The sequence below is a fragment of the Diplocloster agilis genome (assembly GCF_019042275.1).
Lineage (GTDB): Bacteria > Bacillota > Clostridia > Lachnospirales > Lachnospiraceae > Diplocloster > Diplocloster agilis.
Genome location: NZ_JAHQCW010000007.1, coordinates 1 through 15767, shown reverse-complemented (window position 1 = coordinate 15767; position 15767 = coordinate 1). Strand labels below are relative to the sequence as shown.

The following is a 15767-nucleotide window of genomic DNA, read 5'->3' as shown; positions in this document are numbered from 1 at the left end:
CTTAATCTAATAAATATAATTATCCATGTTTCTTATCTATACTCGTACTTACACGGCTCGGTAACACGCCAAAATTTTCTGCCATAACACTTAGATAAATAAATTCTTTATAGATGCATATTTTACCAATATTCCCAGCATACTACCATTGATTATGGATAAGGAGGAAAGGACATGTCTAAGAGTGCTGCATTGCCTGTGGTCAATGAGAGAGGGTATTATGAGATACGCCTGGAGAGTATCGGCGGTCTGGGAGCGAATCTTTGCGGGAAGATGCTGGGCGAGCTGGGGGCGAACTATCTGGGGCTTAACTCGGCCAGCTTTTCAAGTTACGGGTCGGAGAAAAGAGGGTCACCGGTGAAGGCGTTTATCCGGTGGTGCGAGGCGGACCGGGATATTTATGTGAACAGCCCGGTGGAGAAGCCTCATATTCTGGGGTTGTTTCATGAGGCTATGGCCGGAAAACTGCCGGTGACGGCGGGCGTGGATGCGAATACGAAGATAGTGATGAACACGCCGTTGGGGCCGGAGGAGATCCGGGAGAAGTTAAAGCTGTGCTCCGGTGAGATTTTTTGTATTGATGCCCTGAAGATCGCTATGGAGAATAAGAGCAGGATCAACATGGTGATGCTGGGAGCAATTGCGAAGGCGTCGGGATTTATTCCGGTGGAGGCCGTGATAGCGCTGGCCAGGGACACGGTGGGGAAAAAGTATCCGAAATTGCTGGAGAATAATATTATCGGGATTCAAAAAGGATATGAACTGGCGAAGTCCATGATGTTTGAGGACGATGAAAAATATTCCTACGTGCCTTATAAGGAGGGACAGAATGAATGGGGTTATGAGACGGCTCCGGCGGGCGGCGTGAATCCCAGATTCGGGAGTACGGTGTCCAATGATCTGTCGGCTTCCCGGGAAGGTTATATACCGCTTTTTTTGCAGGATAAATGTATCAACTGCGGGCTGTGCGACAGCACCTGTCCGGATATGGTGTTCCAGTTCCGGCCCGGCGAGTATAAGGGTAGAAAAATGATGGTCAACGCGGGGTTGGATTACCACCACTGTAAGGGGTGCCTGCGCTGCGTGGACGTGTGTCCGACCAACGCCCTGGTGCGGGGACTGGAGAGAGAACATCCGGAACCGAAGTGGTTTGTAAGGAATAAGGATCTGATTGTGGATCATCTGGAATTCGAGGATGTGGGCGCGAATTCCTGGGTGACCAGCGAAGCCTATCTGGATGAAAAACGAGTGGACGGAGGTCTGGTGTGATGGAAAAACAAAAAGTGCTCTTTGAAAGCGGTAATGAACTGGCGGCCTACGCGGCCAAACAGATTAATTATCATGTGATGGGGTATTATCCGATCACGCCGTCTACGCAGATCGCGGAGTTTTTGGATTTGATGAAATCGGAAGGGGAACATGATATTTCCCTGATCGCTGCCGAGGGAGAGCACAGCGCGGCGGGGATTTGCTACGGAGCTTCCACGGCGGGAGGTCGTGTGTTTAACGCGACCAGCGCCAACGGGCTTTTGTATGCGCTGGAACAGCTGCCGGTACAGTCCGGCACCAGATTTCCTATGGTAATGAATGTGGCCTGCCGTACCGTATCGGGACCGCTCTCCATCAAAGGCGATCACAGCGATATTATGTATACGCTGAATACCGGCTGGATCATTTTATATGCGAATACACCACAGGCGGTCTACGACATGAACCTGTGCGCGCTGAAGATCGCGGAGCGGGTGAAGCTTCCGGTTATTGTGGCGTTTGACGGTTTCTTTACCAGCCATCAGAAAAGACGGTGCATGGTGTTTGAGGAGGACCGTACCGTGCAGGAGTTTCTGGGGAAATATGATGCGGATTATTCCTGCCTGGATCTGGAACATCCTGTTTCCATCGGGTCCTATATGAATGAGCCGGATACGATTAATAATAAATACCAGCTGCATCTGGCCATGGAAGAGGCCAGGGAGGTGATCCCCGAGATCTTTGACGGGTATGAGCAGCTTTCCGGAAGAAAATATACGGAAACGGAAGGGTATCGCACGGAGGATGCCGAGTTTCTGCTCTTCCTGCTGGGTTCCAGTTACCATACTGCGAAACTGGCGGTGGATGAGATGCGGGAACATGGCTGCCGGGCAGGCGTATTTACCGCCAATGTCCTGCGTCCGTTCCCGGCGGAGGAATTATATGAGCACTGCAGGAACGCCAAAGTGATACTGGTCTGCGACCGGCAGGACAGCTACGGGGCCCGCGGAGGCAATATGACGCTGGAAATCAAGGCGATGCTCCAGGAGCATGAGAAGACGGCTCACGTGCTGAGCAGGATCTATGGCCTGGGCGGCCGGGATTTTTATGTGGAGGACGCGCTTAAGCTCTTTAAAGAGTGCGTGACGGATGATCCCGTACGCTTCGATTACTATGGAAAGTATCCGGGAACAAAGGCCTATGACGGCGCACAGTATTTTAATCCCATTACCGCCAAGGAGGCGTCCCTCGGCCTGACGGTCTGCGAAAAGGATGAGAAGACCAATAAGCTGACCGTAAAAGGGGCAAAGGTCGGAGATACCACCGCGATGCCGAAGAGACTGGCGCCCGGACACGGAGCCTGCCCGGGCTGCGGTATTCCGGTAAATGTAAATCTGCTGCTGCGGGGAATCGAGGGAAATGTGGTTCTGCTGTTCCATACGGGCTGCGGCATGGTGGTGACCACCAACTATCCGAAAACTGCTTTTAAGGTACCCTATGTGCACAACCTGTTTCAAAACGGACCTGCCACCCTGACCGGAATTCTGGAGATGTACCACCAGCGCCAGAAGAGAGGAGAATATCCCGACGAAGAGATTACGTTTATTATGGTCAGCGGCGACGGCGGCATGGACATTGGCCTGGGTTCCGCCCTGGGGGCAGCTCTGAGAAACAATAAGCTGATTCTCTTTGAATACGACAACGGCGGCTATATGAATACCGGGTACCAGCTGTCATACTCCACGCCGATGGGGGCCAAGAGCTCTACGTCCCATGTGGGTGCGCAGCAATACGGCAAGACATTTTTCCACAAGGATACCCCTATGATTATGGCGGCGTCACACATTCCCTACGTGGCGACGGTGGCGGAATCGAATCCGGCGGACTTTATCAAAAAGGCTGCCAAAGCTCAGTATTATGCGAACCGTTACGGCATGGCCTATGTCAAAACTCTGTCCGCCTGTCCGCTGAACTGGAGCGACCGCCCCGATACGGAGCGAAAAGTAATCGCCGCAGGCGTGGACTGCTGCTACTTCCCGCTGTATGAGATCGAGCAGGGCGTGACAAATATTAACTATAATCCGGAAAAGGGGAATAAGAAAATACCGGTACTGGATTGGCTGGCCATGATGGGCAGAACCAGGCATCTGAGTAAGGCGGAATACGCCTCCGTCGTGGAAAATATACAAAATGAGACAGACCGCCGCTGGGAAAGACTGAAAGCGAGAGCGGAGAATCCGTTGTTGTAGTAGAAATTTAAAAAATAAGAAGAAAACAGGAGGAATTCCAAATGTCAGTAGAATTCAAAAACAGCCAGACGAAAGATAACTTGATGAGAGCCTTTGCCGGGGAATCCCAGGCCAGAAACCGCTATACATTTGCGGCGTCTCAGGCGAAAAGCCAGAACCTGTATGTGATCCAGAGTATCTTCCAGTTTACGGCGGATCAGGAGAAGGAGCACGCGGAGATTTATTATAACCACCTGACGGAACTGGCAGGAGAGACCATCCATGTGGACGGAGGTTATCCGGTGGATATCAGCAGCCGGGTAGTGGACCTGCTGAAATTCGCCCAGCATAATGAATATGAGGAATGGCAGGATGTCTACAAGAAGTTCGGAGATATCGCGAAAGAAGAAGGATTTCACAAGGTAGCCAGCTCTTTTCATATGATCGCTGAAATTGAGAAGACCCATGGCGACCGGTTTGGAAAATTTGCGGAAATGATGGAACAGGATAAGCTGTTTGTATCCGATGTAAAGACAGGCTGGATGTGCCTGAATTGCGGCTATATTTATACCGGGACGCAGGCGCCCGCGGTATGCCCGGTGTGCAGCCATGATCAGGGATATTTTATCCGCCTGGAACTGGCGCCTTACCAGAAATAAAATCTGTATTCAGGATAAGATAAGAAACAGGACCGATTAGGAAGGGACGTAAAAGGTGAGAGTGGAATGGAACGAAAAAAAGCAGGAATCCTGGGAATAACGCTTCTTTTGATGGCGGCAGCGCTGTGGGGATGCTCCCGGCCGGAAGAAAATAAGGGAGACACGCCGGTTACGGATGTAGCCCTGGCGGATATTGAAAAAGCGGTGGCCGCAGTATTTGGGGATAACTATGTCCCCAATACGGAATATGATGCCGGCGCGCTGGAGTCCGAATTCGGAGTAAAACAGGACTGGTATGAGAACGCCATAGCCAAAGGCCCGATGATCAGTGCGCAGGTGGATACCTTCGTCGGGATAGAAGCGAAAAAGGATCACGCGCAGGAGGTGGAGGACGCGCTGCTGGCGTACCGGAAACGCCTGCTGGAGGATACGATGCAGTATCCCATGAACCAGATTAAGATCCAGGCCTCCCAGGTGGTCCGGTATGGAAATTACGTGTTCTTCCTGATGCTGGGCGAACTATCCATGGAAGATATGGACCGGGGAGATCAGGCGGCTCTTGAGGCGGCGAAGGCGGAGAATAAAAAGGCCGTGGATGTCGTGGAAGAGATGCTGTACGAGTAGACGCTATGGTATTCAGCAGCTTTGTATTTTTGTTCCGTTTTCTTCCGGCTGTCCTGCTGGTGTATTTTCTGGTTCCCCGGATTTACAAGAACCTGGCGCTTTTTCTGGCCAGCCTGATATTTTACGCATGGGGGGAGCCTCTCTATGTGGGACTTATGATTTTTTCCACGGTGACGGATTATATTCATGGGAACCTGGTGGATTCCTTTCTCAACCAGAACCGGCGGCTGGCGGCGAAATGCGCAGTCGCCTCTTCTGTTATCATCAACGTCCTTTTGTTAGGCATCTTTAAATACTCCGATTTACTGATCCAGGGGATTAACCTGGCAGCGCACACACAGATCCCTTTGCCGGAGCTGCCGCTGCCTGTGGGCATATCCTTTTACACCTTCCAGACCATGTCCTACACCATCGATATTTACCGGAGGGAGGCCAGACCGGCCAGGAATATCATAGACTTCGGAGCTTTTGTGGCGCTGTTTCCCCAGCTGGTGGCCGGGCCCATAGTCCGCTACGAGACTACGGACCTGCAGCTGAGAAAACGGGAAATCAACCGGGAAAAAATAGTCCGGGGCACCCTGCGCCTGGTCACGGGGCTTGGGAAAAAAGTGCTTCTGGCCAATAATATAGGGGTCCTTTGGCAGACCGTCGCGGCGATTCCCATGGATGAAATGACCCTGTTAAAAGCGTGGCTTGGGATAGCGGCATTCGCGTTTCAGATCTACTTTGATTTTTCCGGCTATTCGGACATGGCGATCGGCCTTGGCTATCTGTTCGGATTCGTTTATCCCGAAAACTTCCGTTATCCCTATATGGCTGACAGCATCACGGATTTCTGGAGGCGGTGGCACATCACTTTGGGCACCTGGTTTAAGGAATACGTCTACTTTCCTCTGGGAGGAAGCCGGAAAGGGAAAGGCGTGCAGATACGAAATCTGCTGATCGTATGGGGGCTTACCGGTATCTGGCATGGAGCGTCTCTGAATTTTTTGATTTGGGGCCTGTATTTTGCCGTGCTACTGATTAATGAAAAACTCTGGCTGCTAAAAGCGCTGGAAAAATGCCGCGCGGCTGTCCGGCATCTCTATGCGCTGTTCTTTATTATGATAGGCTGGGTAATCTTCGCGTTCGACCATTTTCAAGATGGAATCCGTTATCTGTCCGCCCTGTTCGGAACCAGCGGGCTTCCGGCCGCAGACAGGGAAAGCCTGTACCTGCTGTCCGAATACGGCCTTCTTCTGATTCTGCTGGCTTTGGGCTGCACCAGCCTCCCTTTCCGCCGGCTTAGAAATCTGGCTTCGGGATGCTGCGGCACAGCCGCCGGTGATGTCCAAAGCGATGCCGTTCACAACGGTATCCGGTGCATTGGAATCTATTGTATCGTCTGTATCGGTACGGTAGGTATCCTGCTGCTATCCATTGCATATCTGGTTAACGCTTCCTACAATCCATTTTTGTATTTCCGCTTCTAGAAAGGAACTAGCAATGAAAAGGTACCCTTGGACGGTCGTAGCCGTATTTGCCGTGATTGCCGGCATCAGTCTCGTGAGCCTGCTGAAGCCTCCGGTTTATTATTCGGAACATGAGCGGCGCTTCCTGGCCCAGAAACCCCAATGGAAGATATCCGATATACTCTCCGGGGACTTTACCGGGGATTACGAGGTCTATCTTACCGATCAATTCCCCTTCCGGGATGCCTGGATTTCTCTGAGAACCGCCGCTGAGCGTGTTCTGGGTAAGAAAGAGAGCAACGGGGTCTATCTGGCTGACGACGGATATCTGATCGAGCGTCATACCCGGGAAGATATGGACGAAACGGTATTCCGGGAAAATATAGAGCGCACCGCCCGTTTCGTAAAGCAGGCGGAAGAGATCACCGGAAAAGGAAAGGTAAAAATCATGCTGATTCCTTCCGCGGACAGCATTCTGACCGACAAACTGCCCGCATTCGCGGTGGGGCTGGATCAATCGGAATTAATGAGCCGGGTGCGTCAGGCGCTGCCGGATCAATATGTGGATGCCGCGTCCATACTTCGAAAACACAGGGAGGAGGAGATCTATTACCGAACCGACCATCACTGGACCACGCTTGGGGCCTGGTACGGCTACCAGGCATGGGCGCAAGAAACAGGAATTCCCGCCTGGCCGGCAGAGGCGTGGCATGTGGAAGAGCCGGATTATGATTTTTATGGAACGGTCTATTCCAAAGTCCATGTGAAGGTGCCGCCGGACCGGATACAGATCTATATTCCCGCGGAAGAGATATCCTATGAGGTAAATTATAACGGCGGCGAGCGGATCACCGGCAGCCTGTATGCGTACGATAAGCTGGGAACCCGGGATGGATATGAAGTGTTTCTAAATGGAAACCAGCCGTTGGTGAAAATTACGCGATCTAAGGGGGAAGCGGCAGCAGGCGCCGGTATGCAGACAAATGATACCGCCGGAAATCTTTTGGTTATAAAAGATTCCTATGCCAACTGCATGATTCCGTTTCTGGTGAATCATTTCAACGAGACCCACGTCATGGATCTGCGCTATCTGTGGCCGGACATACCGGCCTATATACGGGAAAATGATATCACGGATGTCCTGATACTCTATCAAACCGTCCGGTATTCAAACAGCAGCCTGTACCGGCTGGAACATGGAAAATAAACTTTGCGGAACAGAACAACTTTACAACCGAATCATAACAAACTATAATAGCAGAAGATTCCATGAAACAAAGTCCGTACACAAGAAAGGGAGATTCCGTGAAATATTTCAAAGAGTGCCAATATATTTGGAAAAACTATGTACCCGCGAAAGGCCAGTCAAATGTTCTCCAGGGAGAAATGCTGCGCCAGATCGAAAAGCTTCGTTATGAAGCGCAGAACAATGGCAACAGAAACTGGGATGAAGATTTCGAATATTTCTGTGATTTCCTGACCCGGGCGCTCTGTTCAAGCGATGCTCTGTCCCGGCAGGAAAAGGCCCAGGTGCAGGACGCGCTGCATAAAATGAAAGCGGCGGGGCAGACTGCCCTGCGGTATAAAAACGGCCAGATTACAGACGAGGAACTGGAAACCAAATATCACGGGGAACTGGCCTGCACCCAGGATGAGCTTTACGATCTGGTAAACGATGCGATCGGAGCCTTCTATGTAAAAAATCCGACGCCAATCCCCTATCATCCGAACCCGTCTATTCATCGGTAAGGCTGCTCCTGAATAGAAGAAAACATAAAAAATAGAGGTACTGACCATGCCCGAACATATTACCCATGCCTTTCAGCCCATATACGATACGGAATCCCGTGTCTTAATTCTGGGCACCATGCCCTCCCCGAAATCCCGTGAAAACGGCTTTTACTACGGGCATCCCCGCAACCGTTTCTGGAAGGTGCTGGCAGACGTGCTGTCCCAGCCCCTTCCGGAGACAAATGAGGCCAAAACCTGTTTCCTCCATCGGAATCACATCGCGTTATGGGATGTCCTGGCTTCCTGCGAGATTCACAGAGCCGACGACAGCAGTATCCGAAACCCGGTCCCAAACGATTTGCTCCCGATCCTGGCCGCCGCCCCTATCCGCACGATCTTCACGACCGGAACCAAAGCGGCCGCCCTCTATAAGCGTTATTGCTATCCTCAAACGCGTATTCCGGCCGTTCCGCTTCCCTCCACAAGTCCGGCCAACTGTGCCGTGTCCTACGAACAGTTAAAATCCGCCTACGGGGCAGTGGAGGAAACTCTCCGATGAAAATGGATTCATTTTAGAATTTTCTAATAGAATTATAAAAGGGTTCCGGCGCCTCAGCGCTTGGAACCCTTGCTTCCCCCGAGGGTAACCCCGGCCAGAAGATTCGTATCAAAGGAAAAATGCAGTTCTTCACTTTCCCGTTCCCGTTTCAGAGCCAGCCGGACCATGCGGTCCAACAGTTCGGAATACGGGACGCCCAGCGGTTCCCACAGATAGAAGGAGAGAGATCCGGGTATCGTGTTGATCTCATTTACATAGACCTGGTCGTTATCCTGGTCGATCATAAAATCAATACGGGCAACGCCGCTGCAGCCCAGCGCCTTAAACGCATCCACAGCCATACTGCGGATCAGCTCCCGGACTTCCCCGTTGATCTCGGCGGGCAGTTTCCGTTTCAGGCTGGACATACCGCCTTTGGCGCCGCCGGAAGAACCGGTTTTCGATCCTGACTTGGAGCCGCCTCCGGACATGTATTTATCTTCATAGCTTAAGATCTCGTCGGAATTGACCGGCTCCTCGCACTCGGAAGCTTCCGCCGATTCATAATCCCCTAAGACGGAGCAGTTGATTTCCTTCAGATTCGTGATGGCTTTTTCCACCAGAACCTTGGAGGAAAATTCAAAAGCGTAATCCAGTGCGTCCAGTAACTCATCGTGGTCGTGGGCAATCCGTATGCCGACGCTGGAACCCAGATTGATGGGTTTTACGATCACAGGGTAGGAGAGGCGGGCTTCCACCCGGGCCAGATGCTGTTCCGTATCCGCATTGTATTCCCGGATATTCAAAACGACGCAGTCCAGCACCGGAATCTGATGGTCCTTTAACACTGCTTTCATGACATATTTATCCATTCCCACCGCGGAGGAGAGAACATCGCAGCCCACATACGGAACATTCAGAAAATGGAGATAACCGGCCAGCGTGCCGTCCTCCACATTCGTGCCGTGGACAGCGGGAAACGCAACATCAATATAGTCGTATACGTTATTTCCGAACTTTTTCATCGGATATTTCATCAGGCACAGCTTATTCCCCTCTTTCACCGGGATCACCCGCTGGCTCTTCTTTAACAGTTCGGGGATGTTGCGGTATTCTTCGATCACCCCGGCATATTCTCCGGTATACATCTGATTATCTTTGGTAATGTAAATGGGGACCACCTCATATTTGTTCCGGTCGAAGGCATAACAGGCCTGGATTCCGGTGATCACGGAGACTTCATGCTCTACACTCATACCGCCAAACATAACGCCAACTTTAATTTTCATAATACGGACTCCTTTATTTTGATTCAGATATGGATAGAAAATATGCGGGACTGCAAAGTTCATGTAAAGGGATTGGTTTTGTAATTCTAATAATTATCCGGAAGGTCATTTTCCAACAGAACCACCTTCATAGCGCCGTGGGCGTTGATACCGTCCACCTTCTGCAAACCTTCCTGGAGATCGTTGACCACAAAGAGCTGCCCGGAGGGATAATCCGCTTCCGCCAGGCCGTCCTGGATCGGTTTTGTCTGTTTGGGACCCACCAGGACTACATAGTCACAGACGGCGGCCGCCTGCAGCCCGAACGTTTTATTGCATTGGTACTGCTGGTCGCCCAGCTCCACCATTCCCGGAGTGACCAGGATCTTCAGGCCTTCGAACTGGTCCAGGGTATCTAAGGCCGCCTTGGCTCCGCTGGGGTTAGAATTATAAGCGTCATCGATAATCAGCCTGGTGGGACCGGGAATCAGCTGCAGCCGATGGGGCACCCCTTCAAGCTTACGCACCTGGGTTACGATATCCCGCATGGGGACGCCCAGCTCCCAGGCCACCGCTATGGCCCCTGCGATATTTACCACATTGTGGATACCGATCAGTTTAGTGGAAAATTCATAAGTCTGGCCGTCCGGAGCGTCCAGCTTAAAGGAGGAACCCTTCCGGGACACCGTAATATCATACGGATGGAAATCACAGTCCGGATTCCCGGCCCCGTAAGTGACCACCGTTTTATCCAGCTGTTTCTGGCGGATATATTCATTGTCGTAATTCAGAAATACTTTTCCGGCAGGAGGTACTGCATCCGCCAGCTCAAATTTTGTTTTAATCACATTGTCAATCGAGAGAAAACTCTCCAGATGCTGCGGCCCGATCGAAGTAATCACACCATAATCCGGATGCACCAGATCACAGATCTCCTTGATTTCCCCGACGGTCTTAGCGCCCATCTCACAGACAAAGACCTCATGGGTAGCATTTAAATGCTCCCGGACAGTCTTTACCACACCCAGGGTCGTATTAAAATTACCAGGAGTGACCAGAACATTATATTTGGCGGACAACAGCTTGCCCAGATAAAACTTTACGCTGGTTTTCCCATAGCTTCCGGTCACACCCACAATGGTCAGGTTCGGCATATCTTTCAGGATATCCTCCGCCTCCCGGATAAAGTGCCGGTTCACGGATTTCTCAACAGGCCGGTTGATGAAGTTGGCCAGCAAAATGAGAAATGGAGCCAGGATACCGATGACCGGTAGCGACAGTAAAAAGGCCGGATGCAGAAACCGGCACAGTAAAATGCCGCCGGCGCTTAACACCAGGAATAAGATCCCTTCCGTCACGAACATGCGGATAACCCGTTTGGTATAAACCAGCGGCTTCTTCGCTTTTTTCGGACGGTTCCCCGCAAGGGTAAGCAGATTACAGACGATAGCCAGCACCTGGCAGACCGGATGCGGAATCAGCAGCAGAACCATACTGACCGGCAGCGCCAGAACCCGGCCGGTCATACTGCCCAGATGCTCCTTAAGCCAGTGTACATGAGGACCGGGCTTGTAGGAGTTCAGCTGAAACATGTGCATGTGATAAATGGACAGCACCACAAAAGCAGCCGCAAAGGATACCGCATAGAGACCCAATATAAGATTATTCATAGATTACTCCTTAATATTCAAAAATGAACCGATAACTTTGTGAACCAGATAGCTGGATTCCAGGAAAGAGAAATGACCGGCCCCTTTGACCGTCACCAGTCCGGCGCCCGGGATCAATTTTTCCATAAGCTGGCCGTCAGCCAGCGGCGTGGCCGTATCCAATTCCCCCCAAATCAGCAGGGTGGGCGAAGGGATCGAAGCAAGATACGGAGTCAGATCCTCATTTACCACCTTAACCAGCACCTGCCGCATCAGCGGGGAGGCTGCATTGTAATCCGCAGATCCGCTCTTGGCGCGCATCTTCTCCAGAGCATCGGGATACAGTTTTTTCACGATGCTAATATTCAATATCTTCTTTCCTAATTTATATATTCGTATTTTACATTTTTGTTTCAAAGTTTTTTTCGGAAGAATCCCGGCGCTGTCAATCAGGATCAGCTTGGGAAACGTGACAGACAGATTTTGGCGCGTTACCATTTTAATAATCACTCTGCCCCCGAAGGAATGCCCGATCAGGATGACAGAACGGATTCCCATTTCCCGGATAAATTCCAGTACAAAATCCACATAATGATCTACATCCCAGGCAGCCGGTGGTTCCGGCGTCTCCCCAAACCCAGGCATATCCAAAGCGTAGACTCTATAATGCGGGGCCAGATAAGCCGCCATCTGATTGTGCACAGTAAGATTCGAGCCCCATCCGTGCAGGATCAGGACGTCCTCCCCCTCGCCGGATACCGTATAATTGGTGCGAATATTCTGAACCGTAATATTCAATAAAATCATCCTTTAACATATAATAATAGAGATCATTTCATTATAGTGCGAGACGAGCTCCTTTGTCAAGAAAACCGTGGGCGGGATTTGCCGGCCTGGGGAGGTTGGGGACCGGGGCTGACGGGACCGGGATGCCCGGGGACTGTCCGGCTGACGGCTCAACCTTCCCGCGCCGCCGGACCGGATACCTTATGACGGATAAAAGCAACCTCATAAGCAGTTCCGGGAGCCTCTGAAAGCAGGGAGAATGACGGCAGGGGGCCGCCATTCTCCCTTGAGTCTCCCTCCACTATTCGGCCATGCTTTTTTCCGCCATAAGGTATCCGGCCCGGCGGCGCGGGAAGGTTGAGCCGTCAGCCGGACAGTCCCCGGGCACCCCGGCCCCGTCAGCCCCTGCCTTAATTCTGGCCGGAGGGGAGGGGGCAAATCCGTGATGGTGGTGGGAGGGCGTTTGAAGAGGGGAGAATCTGTACATTGACAGGGGAAAACGAAAGGGTTATGATGAAAAAAGTGAAATTTGATAAGGAGCGTATTGCAGATGGATTTGGAAAAAATGAAATTGTTTGATCGGATAGAACCGATGATTGGCGGGACGCCGTTGTTGGAGATTCAGTTTAAATTTAAGGGGACGAAAAGACGCATTTTTGCGAAAATGGAATCTTATAACCTTACTGGAAACATAAAGGACCGGGTGGCCTTTTATATAATGAAGAAAGCCTATCAGGAGGGGAGTATCCATCCGCAGGATAAGATCGTGGAGGCGACCAGCGGGAATACGGGTATCGCTTTTTCTGCTTTGGGCAGTTATCTGGGGCATGAGGTCATAATTTATATGCCGGACTGGATGAGCAGCGAGCGGGTGAATCTGATGAAGAGCTATGGGGCCAATGTACGTCTGGTCTCCAGGGAAGAGGGCGGCTTCCTGGGTTCGATCCGGATGACCGAGGAGCTGGCGGAGAAAGGGAATGTGTTTTTGCCCCGCCAATTCTCCAATGAGGATAACACGAAGGCGCATTATGAGACAACCGGCCCGGAGATCGCAGCTCAGCTTGCGGAACTGGGGCTGAAGGCGGACGGCTTTGTGGCCGGCGTGGGAACAGGCGGAACCGTTATGGGAGTCGGCCGCGCGCTCAAGGACAGTAATCCTGCCTGCAAAGCGTATCCGTTAGAACCCTTAAACTCCCCTACCCTTTCCACCGGATACAAAGTGGGAAAACATAGAATCCAGGGAATCTCAGACGAATTCATACCGGATCTGCTGAAGCTTCCGGAATTAGACGAGGTAGTCTCCGTAGATGACGGCGATTCCATCATCATGGCCAGAATGCTTTCCGAGCGGCTGGGCTTAGGCGTCGGCGTGTCATCCGGCGCGAACTTCATCGGCTGTGTGATGAAGCAGGAACAGCTGGGACAGGACAGCGTATTCGTCACCACCTTCGCAGACGACAATAAAAAATATCTCTCAACAGACTACTCCGAACCGCAAGAAATGAAAGACACCTATATAACCAAAGAACTGGAGCTTCTAAGCGTGACCGCGCACCCCTGTCCGGCCAGATAAGGACCAGGTAACAGCACATGAAACTTTAAACCATCACCAAAGTAGGGGCGGGCTTGGGCAGGAAGGGGCTCCGGGGACGGGGGCAGCCGAAAAGGGGACCGAATTGCTTGAGGCCGGGCCTTAGAACGGGTTATGCAGACGGGGTCAGAACCTCGCAGGACCCGGGGCACTGTTTGAGCCGTTTTTTGGCGAGTTTGCCCCGGGTCCTGCTAATAGGAGGTTCGGTCCCCGTCTGCTTACCCGTTCTTAGGCCGGGCCGATGCGATTCGGTCCCCTTTTCGGCTGCCCCCGTTCCCGGAGCCCCTTCCTGCCCAAGCCCGCCCCGGCCCTTTGGCCCTTAAGCCCTTTCGTAAAATGAAGCAGCAGAACCACAAAACAGGAGGAAGACTATGGAAGAAGTACAACAGGAAAATAAGATGGGCGTTATGCCGATCAACAGATTATTGATTACGATGTCCCTGCCGATGGTGATATCCATGCTGGTGCAGGCTTTATATAATGTAGTGGACAGTATGTTTGTGGCTATGATCGGGGAGGACGCGCTGACCGCGGTTTCGCTGGCCTTTCCGATCCAGAGCCTGATGATCGCGGTGTCTACGGGTACCGGCGTCGGGATCAATGCGCTGTTGAGCAGAAGTCTGGGAGAAAAGAACTTTAAAGAGGCGAACCGCGCAGCGAATAACGGGGTTTTTCTGGGGATTTTGAGCTACCTTGCGTTCGCCCTGTTCGGCATTTTCTTTTCCCGGATATTCTTCGAGACACAGACCAATGACGCACAGATTATCCAGTATGGAACAGAATATCTCATGATCTGTACTATTTTTTCACTGGGCATTTTTATGCAGATAACGTTTGAAAGGCTGATGCAGTCCACCGGACGAACGATCTATAATATGATCACCCAGGGTACCGGTGCTGTGATTAATATTGTGCTGGACCCGATTCTGATCTTCGGGCTTTTGGGCTTCCCGAAAATGGGAGTGGCCGGGGCTGCGGCGGCAACTGTCATTGGACAGACCGTGTCCATGCTGATGAGCTTTTATTTTAATGAAAAGAAAAATGTGGAGATCAAGCTGAGAGTCCGGGAATTTCGGCCCAATGCGAAGACGATCCGGAATATTTATGCGGTGGGATTTCCGTCCATTATTATGCAGTCCATATCTTCGGTGATGACGTTTGGGGTAAATAAAATCCTGCTGATGTTTTCCTCCACGGCGGTTTCCGTATTTGGAGTTTATTTTAAACTGCAGAGCTTTATTTTTATGCCGATCTTTGGACTGAACAATGGAATGGTTCCGATTGTGGCTTATAACTACGGGGCCAGGAACAAAAAAAGGATCATGGATACGGTGAAATTGAGCACCATTCTGGCTGTGGGGATTATGCTGGTGGGCGTTTTTATCTTCGAGGTTTTTCCGGAACAGCTGCTGAAGCTGTTTAACGCGTCGGAGCAGATGATGCAGATCGGCGTGCCGGCCCTCCGCATTATCAGCCTGAGCTTTGTCTTTGCGGGCGTAAGCATCACGGTTGTATCCGTGTTTCAGGCGCTGGGGAACGGGATCTACAGCCTGATTATTTCCATCGTCCGCCAGCTGGTCATTATCCTGCCGGTGGCTTACCTGTTTGCAAAAATGATCGGCCTTGACGCGGTATGGTTTGCATTTCCTATCTCTGAGATCGCCTCTATACTCATGGCTTTGCTGATGTTTCGCCACATGTACAGACAGAAACTGGCCGATCTGTGACAGAGGGTGGAACTGGCTTAGGGCTCTTACCCGGGACTTCGTATGCCCGCCGTTTCGGGCTGGGGACTGCGGCCGTATCCGGGGATGCTCCTTATGGCCGGGATCTTTTGTGGCTTCCCGGGGACGCTCCGGGCGGCCGGGTTCTTTTGTATCTCCCTGGGAGCGCGGAGGGCTAGCGCTGGTATCCGCTAGGGGGAATCGAAAAGCCGGGTTCAGGAACCGAGCCTATTCACCAGGAACACGTGATGTGTTCCCGGTTCAGAGGCT

Annotated in this window: 13 protein-coding genes; 10 read left to right on the top strand and 3 right to left on the bottom strand. The window is 51.7% G+C overall.

Going from position 1 to position 15767, the window contains the following annotated elements; translation table 11 throughout:
- The first annotated feature begins 174 nt into the window (after positions 1-174).
- From KTH89_RS05950 to KTH89_RS05915, 8 genes are all read left to right on the top strand, one after another.
- Positions 175-1269 carry a 2-oxoacid:acceptor oxidoreductase family protein gene (locus tag KTH89_RS05950; RefSeq protein WP_158341882.1) on the top strand — a complete coding sequence of 365 codons (1095 nt, stop codon included), beginning with the start codon at positions 175-177 and terminating at the stop codon, positions 1267-1269.
- Positions 1269-3497 (top strand): thiamine pyrophosphate-dependent enzyme, encoded by a 2229-nt coding sequence (locus KTH89_RS05945; protein WP_238721035.1) that lies wholly within the window; start codon positions 1269-1271, stop codon positions 3495-3497. The genes KTH89_RS05950 and KTH89_RS05945 overlap by 1 nt, the downstream gene beginning before the upstream one ends.
- Before the next feature lie 41 nt (positions 3498-3538).
- Positions 3539-4135, top strand: a complete 597-nt coding sequence (gene rbr / locus KTH89_RS05940) for a rubrerythrin (RefSeq protein ID WP_158341878.1) — start codon at positions 3539-3541, stop codon at positions 4133-4135.
- Between the two features lie 66 nt (positions 4136-4201).
- Entirely contained in the window at positions 4202-4759 is a 558-nt protein-coding gene (locus KTH89_RS05935) for a DUF4358 domain-containing protein (protein WP_238721034.1), read from the top strand.
- A 5-nt stretch (positions 4760-4764) separates the two neighbouring features.
- Positions 4765-6231, top strand: coding sequence for an MBOAT family O-acyltransferase (locus KTH89_RS05930; RefSeq protein WP_238721033.1), 1467 nt, complete (start codon positions 4765-4767; stop codon positions 6229-6231).
- A gap of 13 nt (positions 6232-6244) precedes the next feature.
- On the top strand, positions 6245-7417 hold the full coding sequence (locus KTH89_RS05925; protein WP_238721032.1) for a DHHW family protein: 1173 nt from the start codon (positions 6245-6247) through the stop codon (positions 7415-7417).
- 62 nt (positions 7418-7479) lie between these two features.
- The gene (locus KTH89_RS05920) at positions 7480-7959 is read left to right on the top strand and encodes a hypothetical protein (RefSeq protein WP_238721031.1); all 480 of its coding nucleotides are present in this window, start codon (positions 7480-7482) and stop codon (positions 7957-7959) included.
- A 46-nt stretch (positions 7960-8005) separates the two neighbouring features.
- Positions 8006-8500 carry a DNA-deoxyinosine glycosylase gene (locus tag KTH89_RS05915; protein WP_238721030.1) on the top strand — a complete coding sequence of 165 codons (495 nt, stop codon included), beginning with the start codon at positions 8006-8008 and terminating at the stop codon, positions 8498-8500.
- 53 nt (positions 8501-8553) lie between these two features.
- Here the strand turns inward: KTH89_RS05915 and KTH89_RS05910 are convergent, their stop codons facing one another.
- The 3 genes from KTH89_RS05910 to KTH89_RS05900 form a co-directional block, all read right to left on the bottom strand.
- On the bottom strand, positions 8554-9768 hold the full coding sequence (locus tag KTH89_RS05910) for a D-alanine--D-alanine ligase family protein (protein WP_158341866.1): 1215 nt from the start codon (positions 9766-9768) through the stop codon (positions 8554-8556).
- Positions 9769-9854: 86 nt separating this feature from the next.
- Complete coding sequence (locus KTH89_RS05905; RefSeq protein ID WP_238721029.1) at positions 9855-11417, bottom strand: UDP-N-acetylmuramoyl-tripeptide--D-alanyl-D-alanine ligase; 1563 nt, start codon at positions 11415-11417, stop codon at positions 9855-9857.
- Between the two features lie 3 nt (positions 11418-11420).
- Positions 11421-12194, bottom strand: a complete 774-nt coding sequence (locus KTH89_RS05900; protein ID WP_238721028.1) for an alpha/beta fold hydrolase — start codon at positions 12192-12194, stop codon at positions 11421-11423.
- A gap of 538 nt (positions 12195-12732) precedes the next feature.
- Here KTH89_RS05900 and KTH89_RS05895 point away from each other — a divergent pair.
- Together KTH89_RS05895 and KTH89_RS05890 are read left to right on the top strand one after the other, a co-directional pair.
- Positions 12733-13755, top strand: a complete 1023-nt coding sequence (locus KTH89_RS05895; RefSeq protein ID WP_158341860.1) for a PLP-dependent cysteine synthase family protein — start codon at positions 12733-12735, stop codon at positions 13753-13755.
- 389 nt (positions 13756-14144) lie between these two features.
- Positions 14145-15500, top strand: a complete 1356-nt coding sequence (locus KTH89_RS05890) for an MATE family efflux transporter (RefSeq protein ID WP_158341858.1) — start codon at positions 14145-14147, stop codon at positions 15498-15500.
- Positions 15501-15767 lie beyond the last annotated feature (267 nt).